Below are 16,071 nucleotides of genomic sequence, written 5' to 3'. Positions count from 1 at the left end.
GGCGCACTTCTTTCATCTATGACGCTTCTGAAACGCAAATCGATCGAGGCCGTGGCTTCGCGCCGTCCCGCGCGTGGTGACCGTGAATCCTCGCGTAAGAATATCTCCAAGAACGCCGAAGAAAAGCGCATGACGCCGCGTTTCGCGCCGGTGACATTTTCCGAAATGGATGGCGTGCGTTATCTGCATTTCGGTACCGAATGGGTGCAGGGTGCGATGCGGCTGCGCAAGCCCGAGTCCATCGAACTCGAATACGCACAGCAGATGATGGCGTGGCTGCTGTTCCTGTCGCCCGCGCAGGCCGGTTTCCACGTCGCGCAGTTGGGGCTGGGCGCCGCGGCGTTGACCAAATTCTGCTATCGCCATTTTGCGAAGGCAAAGGTCACCGCGGTGGAACTGAATCCGGCTGTGATCGTGGCGGGCCGCAGCATGTTCGGCTTGCGCGAGGACGATGCGCGCCTGACGGTGCGCGAGCAGGATGCGTGGGACTACGTGATGGACGCCGCCAGCACGGAATCGATCGACGCCTTGCAGGTGGATCTGTACGACGCCACCGCGCGGGGCCCGGTGCTCGATACGACGGCGTTCTATCGTGCCTGCCGCCGCGTGCTGAAATCGCCGGGCGTCATGACGATCAACCTGTTTGGCGACCACGACAGCTTCCCGAAAAACATCGAGCGCATTTGCGATGCCTTCGACAATCGGGTGCTGGTCTTTCCCGAGGTGCACGACGGCAATATCATCGCGCTGGCCTTTAACGGGCCGGCCATCGACGTGTCGTGGGAAGCGCTGCAGGCGCGGGCAGATGTGATCGAACTATCGACCAAGCTGCCCGCCAGGGGCTGGGTGAAGATGCTGCGCGCGGCAAATGCACGGCAGGAAGAGCGGCTGGTGATCTGACGCTTCCGCCCCGGAGGGGCGTGGCGTCACGTCACAGATAGACCAGCGTGAAGGTGGCCAATCCGTCGATCGGGATGTCCGTGGTCAGGTCGGGAAGTTCGGATCTGGGAGCCACACCAAGTCCGATCTTGAAGGGCTGCGAAATGGTGGTGTAGGCCTCTGGCGCAGCCTGGCTAATCGGTGACCAACTGACGAGCATGCTCTGTGGGGTGATCAGTGAATCGGTTCCGTAGCGCGATTCGTCTGCCCACGTGGCCCCTTGGTCAAGCGACTTGGAGGGGGAGACCGAGGCGCCGTCCGCGGTAGGCTCGGTCAGGTAGAGCACATAGGCGCCGACTTTCTTGCCATCGACGCTCCCTACGCCAAAGAAATTGCCAGACCAACCGCGACCCAGAAGAATAGGATTGGCATCGGGATTGGCCGTGCCGGCGCGATCATCGGTCGCTGTCAACCCGACCCGTGTTGGCGCCTCGCAGGTAATGGTGGCGGTGCCGGTTTTCTCGCCAATATCTGTGCCGCCTGTCGCATTGAGCGAACTGGCGCGAATGTTGCCGAAATCGATTTGGCCGTCGTCGGACAGTGTTATCGAACAGGCGGATGGGCGGATAACGCCCTTGACGGTAAGGTCTGCGGTTTCGGCGGCGTGAGCCCCAAGCGAGGCGAGGCCGAGCAGCGTTGAGAGGGCGACGATGCGAAGAGTTGATTTCATTTTGACTACCTACTTATTTGCGTTGAGTCTCCGGAAGGTTAGTCACTGCACCGGCATGGAAACATGGCCGGTTCTTGAATGGCAGAAGCCTTCCGGGCAATCGCGAATCCGGGGCGCTGGCGCGCCTCGAAATCGCGATTTACATCACAGATAGACCAGTGTAAATGTGGCCAGCCCGTCGATGGGGATGTCCGTGGTCAGGTCGGGAAGTTCGGATTTTGGGGCCACGCCAAGTCCGATCTTGAACGGCTGCGAAATGACGGTATAGGCTTCTGGCGTAGCTTGGCCGCTGGGTGACCAACTGATTAGCGTGCTCTGTGGGCTGACCAGAGAGTTGCCACCGTAGGCCGTTACTTCGGCCCACGTGGCGCCTTGGTCTGACGACCTGGATGGGGAGATCGTGGCGCCATCCGCAGTAGGCGGCACCAGATCAAGCGTATAGGCCCCGACGTTCTTGCCATCGACGCTTCCTACCCCAAAGAATGTGTCAGACCAACTGCTATCCAAAGAAATGGGATTGGCATTGGGATTGACCGTGCCCGCGCGATTATCCGTGGCCATTAGCCCAATCAGCGTGGGCGCCTCGCAGGTAATGGTGGCGGTGCCGGTCTTTTCGCCTAGGTTTGTGCCGCCTGTCTCGTTGAGCGAACTGGCAGCAATGGTGCCGAAGTCGATCTTGCCGTCGTTGGACAGTGTTATCGAACACGCGGACGGACGGATGACCCCCTTGACGGTAAGGTCTGCGGTCTCCGCGGCATGAGCCCCAAGCGAGGCAAGGCCCAGCAGCGATGAAAGAGCGGCAATTCGGAATGCAGATTTCATTTGTGACAACCTTTGAGGAGTTGTTGAAAGCTCCTGAAGATTAATCACAGGTTGGTCGCCACGACATCGCTGTACGGCCAATTGCCGAAGTTACCCATGCGTCGCGCAAGGTGCGCTCAATTTCCTCCGATTGCCGCCCCGTCCCTCATTCCTTGTGGAAGAACTGCGCGAGCGACCATTCGTCCGTGCGCGCCTCATAGCGCAGCCCACGCCGCATCGCCCACATCGCCAACTGGCTGTGCGACGGAATGATCGCGTGATCTTCCAGCGCAAACCTGGCGGCGGCGCGCGCGTTGGCTTCGCGGTCCTTTTCGCTCGACACCGTGGTCAGCGATTTCTCGATCAACTGGTCAAGCTTGGGATTGCTGTACTTCCCCCAGTTCCATGTGCCGTAGCCGGTCTTCGGGTCTGGCGTGCCGGTGATCGAGCGTAGTGCAACGTCTGCTGCGGCCGAACCCCAGCCCAGCATCTGGAACGAGAACTCGCCCTGACGCGCGCGCGTGAAGTAGCTGGCGACGGGCAGCGTTTCCACCTTGGTCTGGATGCCGATGCGCGTCAGCAAGCCGGCCGTGGCTTGCGCGACCTGTGCATCATTCAGATAGCGATTGTTGGTGGCGTGCAGCGTCAGGCCGAAGCCGTCGGGATAGCCAGCCGCGGCCAGCAGCTTCTTCGCGCCTTCCGCGTCGAATGCTTCCGGCTTGGTGCCCGGATGACCGAAAATCTGCGGCGACACGATCGACGATGCCGGTACCGCCAAGCCTTCCATGATGCGTTTGACGATCGCATCGCGATTCAGCGCCTTACTGATCGCCGCCCGTACGCGTGCATCCTTGAACGGATTCTTGCCGAGCGGCTTGCCGGCCTTGTCCGTGATGAACGGCGAATTGTCACGCCACTGATCCATCTGCCAGAAAATGGTGCGCCACGACACGGTCTGCTCGATCTTGAATTTGTTGTTTTGCTTGAGCTTGGCGACGTCGGCGGCCGGCACGCTTTCGATCACGTCGACATCGCCGGCCAACAGTGCGGCGGTCCGCGCGCCGTTGTCGGTAAGAATGCGAAATACTGCGCGGTCGAATTCTGGCTTGGGTCCCCAGTAGTCGGGATTGCGCGTCATCACAATTTCCTGGCCGCGCGCAAAGCGCACAAACTTGTACGGCCCGGTGCCGATCATCGCCTTGCCGGAATCGAAGTCAGCCTGGTTGAGGTCCGCGGCGATCTTCTTCGGCATGATCGGCACGCTATTCAGATCATTGGCCAGATTGGCGTAATTTGGCACGTTCATCGTCAGACGTACCGTCAGCGCGTCGGGGGTATCGATGCGGGCGATGGGTTTGGTATAGCTGGTGAACGATCCCGGCGCGTTGGTGAGTTTCTCCGGGCGTTCCAGCGATGCCTTGACATCCTCGCTGGTGAACGGCGAGCCGTCGTGCCATTTCACATTGGGACGCAGCTTGATTTCCCAGGTGATCGCGTTGACGGGCTTCCACGACAACGCCAGGCCGGGGATGTAGCGCGCGTTCTTGTCCATGAACACCAGCGACTCGAAGATGTGGAGCGCGATGGCGTTATTGGGACCCGCGTTGTTCCAGTGCGGATCCATCGAGGTCACGTCGGCCGCCAGACCGATGCGCAAGTCTTCGGCATGCGCGGCCTGCGCCGGCAACAGCATCAGCGCGGCGGCGCCCAGCGTAATGGATAGGGTGGCTTGCAGCAGCGTGCGGCGGATCATAAGCGGGCTCCTCGTACGGTGTGGGTCGCGGTGGTACGCAATATGCGCGCTATTGTGCCGTCAAATGTACTTGAATGCCCGATACCTTTGAAGGCTCTGACAGGTCAGGGGCCGCCGCGCAATGGCGCGTTGCGCTACGGAAGTGTCCGTCGATCTGCCCCTCCGACCGTTGCCCGATGCGGGGGCGGCGGCGGGCATAAAAAAACCCGCCGGGCTGTGGCGGGTTTTCTGTCTGGCGCGGCGCTTCAGTGGAACAGCGGCTGCTGCGTCGGCGCGTCCTCGGGCAGCTCGGCATGCACGATTTCACCTGAGCGGTCCGCGTACAGCGGCGTGCCGCAATCCTCGCAGTATTCCGGATCGAACAGTGCGGCGTGGCGGAAGATATCCTCCACGCCGGCGTTGCGCAGTTCCTCGCAGATCTGTTCCACGGGATTGCCTTTCTCTTCGGCGTCGATCTCACCGGATTCGCGGCCGTACACGGGCCAGACGATGCCGTAGATCACTTCCTTTTCGCCGCGCATGGTAAATCCCACGCGGTATTCCTCAACCACTTCCTCGCCAAAGCCAGCCACCACGGCGGCCAGCTGGCCCGCTGGTACATCGAGCGTGCCGCACAGGTAGTTGACGGCCGCGCGCACGGTCAGCGGACGGATGCTCTTGTCCGATTCGCGGCACGACAGGAAGAAGGCGTCCGGCAGCAGCAGTTCGAACTCGCAGCCGGGCAACAGCACCGCAACGGTCGGCTGCACCTGGTTGCGCCATTGTTCGAGGCAGGTCGATCGCTCGGCGTGGTGTTCCTTGGCGTCTTCCTGCCAGCGGAACAGCGCGCCTTCATGCGGCGCCACCACGACGGCCAGCAGATAGCGTGGATCGGCCAGGATCGGCGCCGTTTCGGGCAGATCGCGCAGGTCTACCTTGGGCACCGTGCCGGCCAGCGCGGCCGACGCCAGTTTGTGCGTCAGCGCAAAGGTGTCGCTGTGGCTGCGCGGCAGTTGGTCGATGCTGTACAGGTAGGGCGACAGCGCGACCTTGGTGTCGGTGGCCAGCACATGCGCTTGCAGGTGCACCGCCAGCGACTGCGCCAGCTCGGGCTTGAGCGCGCCGGACGGGATGGCATAGCGGGTATGGGCCAGGATCGGCGCGGCAATCAGCAGTACGTCATGCTGCACGCCGTCGATCTCAATGGCGGCCGATTCGGCCAACGTCTCGGCCTGTTCAGCCAGCACGTCGGATGCATCGGCATTGTGCTTGAACAGGTGTTCGAGCGCCGCATCGAGCGCGGTCTGGCTGCCGTTCTTCAGCAGGCGATGGAGCCGTTGAGACAACCGGCGCTCCCAATACCCATCCTCCATGCGGCTGCCGGATGCGTCGAGAGCGAGCGCATCGGCCACCAGTCGCTCGGCGTCTGGCGAGAGTCGGGGAGAAGACTTTGGGCGAAAACCTGCCATAAGTAGAGGACGTCCGTTTTTTCGTAAAACGGTATTCTACTCGCTGCGTTGACAGCCGCAGTCCACCGTAACCCTCGAATCGACGAGTCTGGCGAGTTTATTTTTGTGCGGCTGGGGCGTGCGTTTCCGTGCCGTGGGATTCGCCGGCCATCGACACCTCGCCGCCGCCCTTGGTCAACAGGTAAAGGCAGGCGCCCGCGACGACGACGAATGCGATCAGAATCTTGGCCATGTGATGTCTCCAGTAGGTATTGGTTTGGCGCTGGATGCGTGGAGACGAGTCTGGCAGCGCAGGCTTGCGCGGAACTTACGCGCCGGGGTGGGGAATACCCGCGCCCGCCCGACCATCCGGCCGCGCGCCCATGAAAAAACCGCCGCCCCGGTTACCCGGGCGCGGCGGCCTGTGAGCCAGTCGGGCCGGCACGCGCCGGCCTGGCGGACGCTTAAGCGGCCAGCAGCTGGCGCAGCACGAACGGCAGGATGCCGCCGTGGTTGTAGTAGTCCACCTCGATCGGTGTGTCGATGCGCAGCAGCACCGGCACGCGTTGAGTGTCGCCATTGGCGCGATGGATCACCAGCACCACGTCCTGCTGCGGCTTCAGATCGCCTTCGATGCCTTCCACGTCGAAGGTTTCGTTGCCGATGATGCCCAGCGACTGCGCGCTGTCGCTGCCCTTGAACTGCAGCGGCAGCACGCCCATGCCCACCAGATTGGAGCGGTGGATCCGCTCGAAGCTGCGCGCGATCACGGCCTTGACGCCGAGCAACTGCGTACCCTTGGCCGCCCAGTCGCGCGACGAGCCCGTGCCGTATTCCTCGCCGCCAAACACGACGGTGGGCGTGCCTTCGGCGACGTACTTCATCGCCGCGTCGTAGATCGACATTTCCTCGCCGGTCGGCTGGTGCAACGTAAGCCCACCTTCGACGCGCGATCCGTCGGCCTTTGGCGGAATCATCAGATTCTTGATGCGCACGTTGGCGAAGGTGCCGCGCATCATCACCTCATGATTGCCGCGACGCGAGCCGTAGCTGTTGAAGTCCGCCTTGAGCACGCCATGCGCCAGCAGGTACTTGCCGGCCGGCGAGGTGTCCTTGATCGAGCCGGCCGGGGAAATATGGTCGGTCGTCACGGAATCGCCGAACACGCCCAACGCACGCGCGCCGCGGATGGTCACCGATTCGGTGCTCGGCGTCATCGTGAAGTCCTGGAAAAACGGCGGCTCCGCAATGTAGGTCGATTTCGGCCAGTCGTAGACCTGTCCCTTGGTGCCCTTGATATTGGCCCACAGCTTGCTGGGCTTCTTCACCTGCTCGTAGTTGCCCTTGAAGGTCTTGGCGTCCATCGCAAACTTCAGCAGCGCGTGGATTTCCTCGGAAGTCGGCCAGATATCGCCGAGCCAGATGTCGCGCCCGTCCTTGCCCTTGCCGACCGGCTCGGTCATCAGGTCGCGCGTGATCGTGCCGGCGATGGCGTAGGCCACCACCAGCGGCGGCGACGCCAGGAAATTGGCGCGGATATTCGGGTGGATCCGGGCTTCGAAATTGCGGTTGCCCGACAACACGGCGGCGGCCACGATGTCGTTCTGCACGATCGCTTCGTTCAGCGCGGGCGTGAGATCGCCGGCGTTGCCGATGCAGGTGGTGCAGCCGTAGGCGGTGACGCCGAAGCCGAGCTTTTCCAGATACGGCAGCAGGCCCGCGGCGGTCAGGTATTCGGTGACGACCCGGCTGCCAGGCGCCAGCGAAGTTTTGATATGCGGCGCCACGTTGAGGCCCGCTTCGACGGCCTTCTTGGCCAGCAGGCCGGCCGCCAGCAGCACGCTCGGATTCGACGTATTGGTGCACGACGTGATGGCCGCGATCAGCACGTCGCCATTCTTGACCTTCACGCCGTCGGCGTTGGTGTATTCCTTGTCCAGGTCCGCAGCGTCCTTGTTGAAGCCGTTCTCGGCCACCGGCTTGCTGAACAGCGACGCGAACGTGCTTTTTACGTGGCCGATCTCGATGCGGTCTTGTGGACGCTTCGGGCCGGCCAGCGACGGGGCCACGGTGCCCAGGTCCAGCGTCAGCGTCTTGGTGTAGTCGATCTCGCCGGCCTTCGGCACGCCAAACAGGCCCTGGGCGCGGAAGTAGCCTTCAAATGCGGCGATTTCCTCGTCCGTGCGTGCCGTGCCGCGGAAGTATTCGATAGTCTTTTCGTCGACCGGGAAGAAGCCCATCGTGGCGCCGTATTCCGGGGCCATGTTGCCGATGGTGGCGCGGTCCGGCGTGGTCAGGCTGGCGGTGCCTTCGCCGAAGAATTCGACGAACTTGCCGACCACCTTCTCACGGCGCAGCATTTCGGTGATCGTCAGCACCAGGTCGGTGGCCGTTACGCCTTCGCGCAGGCGGCCCTTCAGTTCCACGCCGACCACGTCGGGCGTCAGGAAGTACACCGGCTGGCCCAGCATGCCGGCTTCGGCCTCGATGCCGCCGACACCCCAGCCCACCACGCCGATGCCGTTGATCATCGTGGTGTGCGAATCGGTGCCGACCAGCGTGTCCGGATAGTAGACGCCGTCCTTCTTGTGCACGCCGCGCGCCAGGTATTCCAGATTCACCTGGTGGACGATGCCGAAGCCCGGCTGCACCACGCCGAAGGTGTCGAATGCCTGCATGCCCCACTTCATGAACTGGTAGCGCTCGTTGTTGCGCTGGAATTCCAGTTTCATGTTCAGATCCAGCGCGTTCTTCTCGCGGAAATAGTCGATCTGCACGGAATGGTCGACCACCAGGTCGACCGGCACCAGCGGCTCGATCTGCTTGGGGTTCTTGCCCATTTTCTCGGCCACATTGCGCATCGCCGCCAGATCGGCCAGCAGCGGTACGCCGGTGAAGTCCTGCAGCACCACGCGCGCCACCACGAAAGGAATCTCATCCACGCGGTCGCCATCGGGCTTCCAGTGGGCCAGTTGCCTGACGTGTTCTTCCGTGACCTTCTTGCCGTCGCAGTTGCGCAGCACCGATTCCAGTACCAGCCGGATCGACACCGGCAGGCGCTCGATCTTCACGCCAAGCGCCTTGCCCAGTTGAGGCAGCGAATAGTACTGGCCGGAGCCGCCGGTGGCGAGCTTGAATTCCTTGAGGGTGTTATTGAGGTTGTGGGGCATTGCCTGACTCCAATCGAGGGATGACGCGGGAGATGCTCTTCTTCTTGATACCCCGGTACGCGAAAGGGTTCCGCCGCTGACCATGCGGCGCGGCCGACCGGCCCGGTCGCACACCGTTGACAAACATTCGGTTCAGGCCGCGCGGCGCCATCGGTCAGGCGCCGCGCGGGTAAGGCAAGACTTCGACTTTACTGCTTCGGCGCGGGTTGTGCACCGGGCTGCTGGCCTTCCGCCGGCTGGGCGGCCGGCTGCGACGGCGCCACCAGCAGCGGCGTGGCCACCGGCGCGCGCAGCGCACCGGCCTGCGTCGGCGCGGAGCCGCCGGCCTGCATGTCGGCGTTCTGGCATTCGTCGGCCAGGCGCTGGCCCAGGTTGCGGTTGAACAGCATGGCCTTGGACGGGATCACGACCAGGTCCAGGCCCGACGCGGCGTCGAAGTAACGGTCGGCGCCCGTGACGGTGGATTGGCGCGGCAGGCGGTAGTTCTTGCCTTGCCAGTGCACGGTCAGAACCTCGTCACGGAGCATGTTGCCGTTGATCCAGATGGCGTTGCCCAGCTCGCATTGCCACTTTTCGCCCGACGGCTCCACGGGCGCGGCGGCGGCTGCGGCGGTGGACTTCTTGGCGGGCGCTTTCTTGGTCTTGGTGGCGGCAGGCTTCTTGGCAGGTTCCTGGGCCAGCGCGGCGCCGGCAGTGGTCAGGGTCAGGGCGCCAAGGCAGGCCGCCAGCACGAGTTGTTTCATTGTGGATTCCTTCCGGATTGCTAAATGATCAAGGGGGCTCGTTATAGTGAAACCGTCGGGGGTAAAGCTGGGATGTTACGTGCACGCCCCGGCAACTTTCCGCCGCTATTCTCTACGATTTGTCTGACTGGGCGAAGTCTGACTTCCATTGGTTACACAATCGCCGGCAGTCGGTTCGTCATCGGCCACTTGGCGTCAGAAATGAGCAGTGTGCGCATGCATGGCGGCCAGGGGAGGCGGGTCAATCGAAGAAAAGCTCGGCGACAGGCGGGGGAAGCGGGGTGCCGGTGGCGTGGGCGCGTTGCAGCAGCGACCAGTAGTACCGATAGCTGGCGCGGTCGTGCAGTTGTCCATCATGCCGGATCGGCGCCCAGCTGTTTTCGTGCGCGGCCAGAAGAATCTGACTGGCGGCGCCGATCTCGCGGTCGCTGGGCCGGAACGCCGCCACGATCGGTTCGATCTGGCCCGGATGGATACTCCATTTGCGCAGGTAGCCGAATTCGGCGCGCGCTCGATGCGCGTCGTCGCCTGCGCGCTGCGGCGTATCGATGTCGGTGCTGACGTTGTGCGATGGCACCTTGCCGTGGCGGTGGCACGCGGCCGAGATCTCCAGCATGGCGCGCCGGATCAGCGGGTGCTCGAACTGCTCGGGCGAGCGCATCGCCTCGCCCGGAATCGCGCCGTGGTGTGCCGAAACAAAATCCATCAGCCCGAAGCTCAGGCATTCCACCTGGACCAGCGCGGCGATATCGAATGCCTGCTCGAGCGCGGCATGCGTTTCGATCAGGACATGGATCGGAATGTGACGTGCGATGCCTGCGGTGCGAGCAACCTGATTGACGTGATCGGTCACGCGCGCCACTTCCACCACGTCGGTCACCTTGGGGATCACCACATAGGCGAGACGGGCGCCGGCGGCTGCCACCAGGATGTCGATGTCCTCGCGCCAGCTGGCGTGGCTGGGATCGTGGATGCGCACGCCGACGCGGTTGTACGCATTGTCGGCACTGTTGATCAGCTGCGCGCACAGTTGGGCGTGCTCGCGTTCGAGTCCGACGGCCGCGCCGTCTTCGCAATCGAACGTGATGTCGAAAATGGGGCCAAGCGAACGTTGCAGCGCCAGCGATTTGCGCATCAGCTTTTCGCTGCCCGCATAGTGGTCGCAGACCGGCAGTTGCACCGGGATGGCTTCGCCCTGGAACAAGACCTCGGATGGATGCACGTTGATATAGCGATGAAGCGAAGGAGGTGGCTAGGAATTTCCGGTTGCCCAAACAAAAACCGGGGTCCGCGCCGATTCTTCAATCGATGCGGACCCCGGTTTCATCGAGCGGAAGGCTCTAAAGAATCAGCCCAGCAGGTGTTGCACGCCGGCACGCTCTTCTTCCAGTTCCTTGAGCGTGATGTTGATCTTTTCCTGGCTGTAGGCGTCGATTTCCAGGCCTTGCACGATTTCGTACTTGCCGTTGGCCGTGGTCACCGGGTAGCCGAACATGACGTCCTTGGGAATGCCGTATTCGCCGTTCGACGGGATGCCCATCGTTACGACCTTGCCGTTGCTGCCCAGCACCCAGTCATGCACGTGGTCGATCGCAGCGTTGGCTGCCGAAGCTGCCGACGACAGGCCGCGCGCCTCGATGATGGCGGCGCCGCGCTTGCCAACGGTCGGCAGGAACACGTCGTTGTTCCACACCGGATCGTTGATCAGGTCCTTGACGCTCTTGCCGTCCACGGTGGCGTAGCGGTAGTCGGCGTACATGGTCGGGCTGTGGTTGCCCCACACGAACATCTTCTCGATCGACGACACCGGCTTGCCGGTCTTGGCGGCGATCTGCGACAGGGCGCGGTTGTGGTCCAGGCGCAGCATGGCCGTGAAGTTCTCGCGCTTCAGGTTCGGCGCGCTCTTCATGGCGATGTAGGCGTTGGTGTTGGCCGGGTTGCCCACCACCAGCACCTTGACGTCGCGGCTGGCGACTTCGTCCAGTGCCTTGCCCTGCACCGTGAAGATCTGGGCGTTGGCTTCGAGCAGGTCCTTGCGCTCCATGCCCTTGCTGCGCGGACGGGCGCCAACCAGCAGGGCGACGTCGACATCCTTGAAGGCGACCTTGGGATCATCGGTGATGACCACGCCGGCCAGCAGCGGGAACGCGCAGTCTTCCAGTTCCATCACCACGCCCTTGACGGCGGCCTGGGCTTGCGGGAGGTCGAGCAGTTGGAGGATGACCGGCTGGTCTTTGCCGAGCATGTCGCCATTGGCGATGCGGAACAGCAGGGAATAGCCGATCTGGCCAGCGGCGCCGGTGACTGCGACGCGCATTGGGGCTTTAGCCATGAGTAAGTCTCCAAACGAAAAGAGGGGGGTAACCGGTCGGTGGCAACAGGCCATTCGGACATGTGTCTGGCCGGCGCTTCACCGGATGCTGGTTCGCGTGTCGCCACGGGCAGGCGGGCATCCGCCGCGAGCCCGCGGCGCTGCATCTGACCGGCGACGAGGAGCGCGCGGGCCATGAACAGGCGTCGAGGGCGACAAGGCGTAAGTCTACTACTGCTATGTGGTGCGCCGCATCCGGGAGGTGTCGGAAATTCAGAGGCGATGGCCCCGGGGCGAGACCAACCGGCGGCGGCGGCGCGGACTGCGCGAGTGTAGGGTGAGCCCTGATTGATGTCAATTCATATGTCTTATATAAGACATAAGACATTTCATAGCGCGCTGGACGCGATTCTGGCTTTTGTGGTTGAATCCGGCCTATGTCATCCCTGCCTACGTCCCCGTCCGCCGCGCATGCCAATGGCTCGCCGGAAACGGTCGCCCCACAGAGCGGCGCCGGGACGCAGCCGTCCCCCAGTTCTCAGGCCGCGCCGTCGGGCGCCACGCCGTCTCCCACTTTCAGTCCGCTCTACCAGCAGATCAAGGCCCTGATCATGCAAAGCCTGCAGACGGGCGAGTGGAAGCCGGGCGAAATGATTCCGAGCGAGATGGACCTGGCGGCCCGCTACAAGGTCAGCCAGGGCACGGTGCGCAAGGCCATCGACGAGTTGGCGGCCGACAATCTCGTGGCGCGCCGGCAGGGCAAGGGCACCTTCGTGACCACCCATCACGAGGATGTGGTCAAGTTCCGTTTTCTGCGTCTGGTGCCGGACGAGGGCGAGCCCCACTATGGCGCCAGCCGCGTGCTCGAATGCAAGCGCCTGCGCGCGCCGGCCGAGATCGCGCGCCTGCTGGACATCCGCACCGGCGACAGCGTCGTGCAGATCCGCCGCGTGCTGACGTTTTCCAATGAAGCGACGGTGCTCGACGAAATCTGGCTGCTGGGTGCCAATTTCAAGGGTCTGACGGCCGAGAAGCTCAACGAGTGGAAGGGTCCGATGTACGCGCTGTTCGAAGCCGAGTTCGGCACGCGGATGATTCGCGCCACGGAAAAGATCCGTGCGGTGGCCGCCGACGATACCGCCGCGGAACTGCTTTCCGTCGCGGTCGGCTCGCCGTTGCTATCGGTCGAACGTGTGTCGTTCACCTATGGCGATCGCCCGGTGGAAGTCCGCCGTGGCCTGTATGTCACGACGCGCCACTATTATCAAAACGACTTGAGTTGATGCGTAATGGCAATGCCAGGGCAGTCCCGTTCGCTGATTATTGCCGTGCGTATATGGGACATTCGCCAACCATTGTCGTTAGTGAATGGAATAGCGCGATTTTTCGCGTCCGGCATGGTGCGCGCATTGTCGCGTGCGATTGTCGGGCACGCCGCGCTGGTGCGCGATAGGCGAAAATTATTGGTGCGCTGCGCAACAAAGGCGCTAAAATCACGTCGATTTGCTCCACTGCATCCATTTGCATTCAGCGTTACCCACGCGCCCGATGCAATACGGTGCACAGACGGTACCCGTAGTGACGCACCGGTGCAATCGGGAGCAATGGCAGTGTCGTTCTTTTGCAGTTTTCTTTTCACAGCAAATGGGGTCTCGCATGGCTGAAGCCGCCAAACAAGCCAGGCCGGAATTCCGGAACATCGGTATCGCGCAAATCTCGCGCTACCGTTTGCCCTGGGCCGGCAAGGTATCCATCCTGCATCGCGTAAGCGGCGCATTGATGTTTCTCCTCCTTCCTTTCGTTCTGTACCTGTTCGAGCAGAGCGTCACTTCCGAACTGAGCTACGCGAAGTTCTCGGCCCTGCTGTCCAACGGCTTTGTCAAGCTGGTAATCCTGGCGCTGATCTGGGGTTATCTGCATCACTTCTGCGCCGGTATCCGCTTTCTGCTGCTCGACGTCCACGTCGGCGTGTCGAAGCCTGCCTCGGCCACCTCGGCCAAGGCCGTGCTGATCGTCAGCCTGCTGCTCACCCTGGTTTTCGGGCTGAAGCTATTCGGCCTGTTCTGAGGAGAATCACGGTGGCAAATAACAATATCGGTCCCAAGCGTCTTGTCGTCGGTGCCCATTACGGCCTGAAAGACTGGCTCGCGCAACGCGTTACCGCCGTCATCATGGTGGTCTTCACCGTGGTGCTCGCCGTGGCGTTTCTCGCCTTCGGCAATCCTTCGTACGAAGGCTGGTCGGGTCTCTTCGCCAATCAATGGATGAAGCTCCTGACGTTCTTGACCATCCTGTCGCTGCTCTATCACGCCTGGTTTGGCGTGCGCGATATCTGGATGGACTACGTGAAGCCGATGGCCGTGCGCCTTCTGCTGCAAGTTCTTACGATTCTGTGGCTCGTCGGTTGTGCGGGCTACGCTGCTCAGATTCTCTGGAGGGTGTAATAAATGGTCGCAGTCAAGACTGGATTGCCGCGTCGTAAATTTGACGTGGTCATCGTCGGGGCGGGCGGCGCTGGGATGCGCGCATCCCTCCAGCTCGCAGAAGCCGGCCTGAACGTGGCCGTGCTGTCGAAGGTTTTCCCGACCCGTTCGCACACCGTTGCGGCACAGGGCGGCATCGGCGCCTCGCTCGGCAACATGAGCGAGGACAACTGGCATTTCCACTTCTACGACACCATCAAGGGCTCCGACTGGCTGGGCGACCAGGACGCCATCGAGTTCATGTGCCGTGAAGCGCCGAAGGTCGTGTACGAGCTCGAACATTTCGGCATGCCGTTCGACCGTAATGCCGACGGCACGATTTACCAGCGTCCGTTCGGCGGCCACACCGCCAACTACGGCGAGAAGCCGGTGCAGCGCGCCTGCGCGGCAGCCGACCGTACCGGTCACGCGCTGCTGCACACGCTGTACCAGCGCAACGTGCGCGCCAAGACCCATTTCTTCGTGGAATGGATGGCACTGGACCTGATTCGCGACGAAGAAGGCGATGTGCTGGGCGTGACCGCGCTGGAAATGGAAACCGGCGAAGTCTATATCCTCGAAGCCAAGACCACGCTGTTTGCGACCGGCGGCGCCGGCCGTATCTATGCGGCTTCCACCAACGCCTTCATCAACACTGGCGATGGCCTGGGCATGGCGGCTCGCGCCGGCGTGCCGCTGGAAGACATGGAATTCTGGCAGTTCCACCCGACCGGCGTGGCCGGCGCGGGCGTGCTGATCACGGAAGGCGTGCGCGGCGAGGGCGGCATCCTGCGTAACAAGGATGGCGAGCGCTTCATGGAGCGCTATGCCCCGACGCTGAAGGATCTGGCGCCGCGCGACTTCGTCTCGCGCTCGATGGACCAGGAAATCAAGGAAGGCCGCGGCTGTGGCCCGAACGGCGACTACGTGCTGCTCGACCTGACGCACGTCGGCGCCGAGACCATCATGAAGCGCCTGCCGTCGATCCGCGAAATCGGCCTGAAGTTTGCCAACGTCGACGCGATCAAGGAACCGATTCCCGTGGTGCCGACCATCCACTACCAGATGGGCGGGATCCCGACGAACTTCCACGGCCAGGTCGTGGTGCCGAAGAACGGCAACCCGAACGAAGTGGTCAACGGCTTCTACGCAATCGGCGAATGCTCGTGCGTATCGGTGCATGGCGCCAACCGCCTGGGCACCAATTCGCTGCTGGATCTCGTGGTGTTCGGCCGCGCCGCCGGCAACCACATCATCGCCAACGCCGCGAAGCAGAAGGAACACAAGCCGCTGCCGGCCGACGCCGCCGATCGCGCGATGTCGCGTCTGGCCAAGCTGCAGGGCACGACGTCGGGCGAATACACGCAGGATGTGGCCAACGATATCCGCCGCAACATGCAATCGCACGCTGGCGTGTTCCGCACCCAGAAGCTGATGGACGAAGGCGTCGAGCGCATCCTCGAAGTGGCCGAGCGCGCCAACAACATCCATCTGAAGGACAAGTCCAAGGTCTTCAACACCGCGCTGGTGGAAGCCCTGGAAGTGGCCAATCTGGTGGAAGTGGCCAAGGCGACGATGATTTCGGCGGCAGCCCGCAAGGAATCGCGCGGCGCCCACGCCCACAGCGATTTCCCGAACCGCGACGACGAGAATTGGCTCAAGCACACGCTGTTCTACAGCGAAGGCAACCGCCTCGACTACAAGCCGGTAAAGATGCAACCGCTGACGGTGGAATCCGTTCCGCCCAAGGCCCGTACGTTCTAAGCCCGCGTCGTAGAGAAAACAGGACCCACAG

General features: G+C 62.7%; 14 protein-coding genes. 5 read left to right on the top strand and 9 right to left on the bottom strand.

Annotation, left to right across the window (positions count from 1 at the left end):
* The first annotated feature begins 18 nt into the window (after nucleotides 1–18).
* On the top strand, nucleotides 19–900 hold the full coding sequence (locus AC1RKI_RS27690) for a class I SAM-dependent methyltransferase (RefSeq protein ID WP_492794858.1): 882 nt from the start codon (nucleotides 19–21) through the stop codon (nucleotides 898–900).
* A gap of 31 nt (nucleotides 901–931) precedes the next feature.
* Here the strand turns inward: AC1RKI_RS27690 and AC1RKI_RS27685 are convergent, their stop codons facing one another.
* From AC1RKI_RS27685 to AC1RKI_RS27645, 9 genes are all read right to left on the bottom strand, one after another.
* Complete coding sequence (locus tag AC1RKI_RS27685) at nucleotides 932–1,609, bottom strand: DUF1120 domain-containing protein (protein WP_492794860.1); 678 nt, start codon at nucleotides 1,607–1,609, stop codon at nucleotides 932–934.
* A 144-nt stretch (nucleotides 1,610–1,753) separates the two neighbouring features.
* Nucleotides 1,754–2,431, bottom strand: coding sequence for a DUF1120 domain-containing protein (locus tag AC1RKI_RS27680; RefSeq protein WP_150982245.1), 678 nt, complete (start codon nucleotides 2,429–2,431; stop codon nucleotides 1,754–1,756).
* A gap of 145 nt (nucleotides 2,432–2,576) precedes the next feature.
* Nucleotides 2,577–4,163 (bottom strand): ABC transporter substrate-binding protein, encoded by a 1,587-nt coding sequence (locus AC1RKI_RS27675; RefSeq protein ID WP_061959463.1) that lies wholly within the window; start codon nucleotides 4,161–4,163, stop codon nucleotides 2,577–2,579.
* 245 nt (nucleotides 4,164–4,408) lie between these two features.
* Entirely contained in the window at nucleotides 4,409–5,611 is a 1,203-nt protein-coding gene (locus tag AC1RKI_RS27670) for a DUF2863 family protein (protein WP_061959462.1), read from the bottom strand.
* A 97-nt stretch (nucleotides 5,612–5,708) separates the two neighbouring features.
* Nucleotides 5,709–5,843 (bottom strand): hypothetical protein, encoded by a 135-nt coding sequence (locus AC1RKI_RS27665; RefSeq protein WP_263289616.1) that lies wholly within the window; start codon nucleotides 5,841–5,843, stop codon nucleotides 5,709–5,711.
* A gap of 211 nt (nucleotides 5,844–6,054) precedes the next feature.
* A complete protein-coding gene (gene acnA / locus AC1RKI_RS27660) occupies nucleotides 6,055–8,760 on the bottom strand; it encodes an aconitate hydratase AcnA (protein ID WP_150982247.1) in 2,706 nt (901 codons plus the stop codon).
* Between the two features lie 188 nt (nucleotides 8,761–8,948).
* Nucleotides 8,949–9,503 (bottom strand): hypothetical protein, encoded by a 555-nt coding sequence (locus AC1RKI_RS27655; protein ID WP_227459162.1) that lies wholly within the window; start codon nucleotides 9,501–9,503, stop codon nucleotides 8,949–8,951.
* Nucleotides 9,504–9,744: 241 nt separating this feature from the next.
* Entirely contained in the window at nucleotides 9,745–10,725 is a 981-nt protein-coding gene (locus AC1RKI_RS27650; RefSeq protein ID WP_061959459.1) for an HpcH/HpaI aldolase/citrate lyase family protein, read from the bottom strand.
* A gap of 126 nt (nucleotides 10,726–10,851) precedes the next feature.
* Nucleotides 10,852–11,835 (bottom strand): malate dehydrogenase, encoded by a 984-nt coding sequence (locus AC1RKI_RS27645; RefSeq protein WP_492794864.1) that lies wholly within the window; start codon nucleotides 11,833–11,835, stop codon nucleotides 10,852–10,854.
* A 416-nt stretch (nucleotides 11,836–12,251) separates the two neighbouring features.
* Between AC1RKI_RS27645 and AC1RKI_RS27640 the strand changes: the two genes are divergently transcribed.
* The 4 genes from AC1RKI_RS27640 (at nucleotide 12,252) to sdhA (ending at nucleotide 16,040) form a co-directional block, all read left to right on the top strand.
* Nucleotides 12,252–13,097, top strand: a complete 846-nt coding sequence (locus AC1RKI_RS27640; protein WP_061959457.1) for a GntR family transcriptional regulator — start codon at nucleotides 12,252–12,254, stop codon at nucleotides 13,095–13,097.
* Nucleotides 13,098–13,470: 373 nt separating this feature from the next.
* Entirely contained in the window at nucleotides 13,471–13,881 is a 411-nt protein-coding gene (sdhC, locus tag AC1RKI_RS27635; RefSeq protein ID WP_061959456.1) for a succinate dehydrogenase, cytochrome b556 subunit, read from the top strand.
* An 11-nt stretch (nucleotides 13,882–13,892) separates the two neighbouring features.
* A complete protein-coding gene (gene sdhD / locus AC1RKI_RS27630) occupies nucleotides 13,893–14,258 on the top strand; it encodes a succinate dehydrogenase, hydrophobic membrane anchor protein (RefSeq protein ID WP_061959455.1) in 366 nt (121 codons plus the stop codon).
* Nucleotides 14,259–14,261: 3 nt separating this feature from the next.
* Nucleotides 14,262–16,040, top strand: a complete 1,779-nt coding sequence (sdhA, locus tag AC1RKI_RS27625) for a succinate dehydrogenase flavoprotein subunit (RefSeq protein ID WP_061959454.1) — start codon at nucleotides 14,262–14,264, stop codon at nucleotides 16,038–16,040.
* Nucleotides 16,041–16,071: the final 31 nt, after the last annotated feature.

It is taken from the genome of Cupriavidus sp. GW822-FHT06G04, assembly GCF_058799075.1.
Note: the sequence above shows the minus strand (reverse complement) of the source record. Positions and strands in the feature narration are given on the sequence as shown.

Coding starts and splice junctions, on each gene's coding strand:
- AC1RKI_RS27690 (WP_492794858.1), top strand. CDS start 19: ATGACGCTTCTGAAACGCAAATCGATCGAGGCCGTGGCTTCGCGCCGT.
- AC1RKI_RS27685 (WP_492794860.1), bottom strand. CDS start 1,609: ATGAAATCAACTCTTCGCATCGTCGCCCTCTCAACGCTGCTCGGCCTC.
- AC1RKI_RS27680 (WP_150982245.1), bottom strand. CDS start 2,431: ATGAAATCTGCATTCCGAATTGCCGCTCTTTCATCGCTGCTGGGCCTT.
- AC1RKI_RS27675 (WP_061959463.1), bottom strand. CDS start 4,163: ATGATCCGCCGCACGCTGCTGCAAGCCACCCTATCCATTACGCTGGGC.
- AC1RKI_RS27670 (WP_061959462.1), bottom strand. CDS start 5,611: ATGGCAGGTTTTCGCCCAAAGTCTTCTCCCCGACTCTCGCCAGACGCC.
- AC1RKI_RS27665 (WP_263289616.1), bottom strand. CDS start 5,843: ATGGCCAAGATTCTGATCGCATTCGTCGTCGTCGCGGGCGCCTGCCTT.
- acnA (WP_150982247.1), bottom strand. CDS start 8,760: ATGCCCCACAACCTCAATAACACCCTCAAGGAATTCAAGCTCGCCACC.
- AC1RKI_RS27655 (WP_227459162.1), bottom strand. CDS start 9,503: ATGAAACAACTCGTGCTGGCGGCCTGCCTTGGCGCCCTGACCCTGACC.
- AC1RKI_RS27645 (WP_492794864.1), bottom strand. CDS start 11,835: ATGGCTAAAGCCCCAATGCGCGTCGCAGTCACCGGCGCCGCTGGCCAG.
- AC1RKI_RS27640 (WP_061959457.1), top strand. CDS start 12,252: ATGTCATCCCTGCCTACGTCCCCGTCCGCCGCGCATGCCAATGGCTCG.
- sdhC (WP_061959456.1), top strand. CDS start 13,471: ATGGCTGAAGCCGCCAAACAAGCCAGGCCGGAATTCCGGAACATCGGT.
- sdhA (WP_061959454.1), top strand. CDS start 14,262: ATGGTCGCAGTCAAGACTGGATTGCCGCGTCGTAAATTTGACGTGGTC.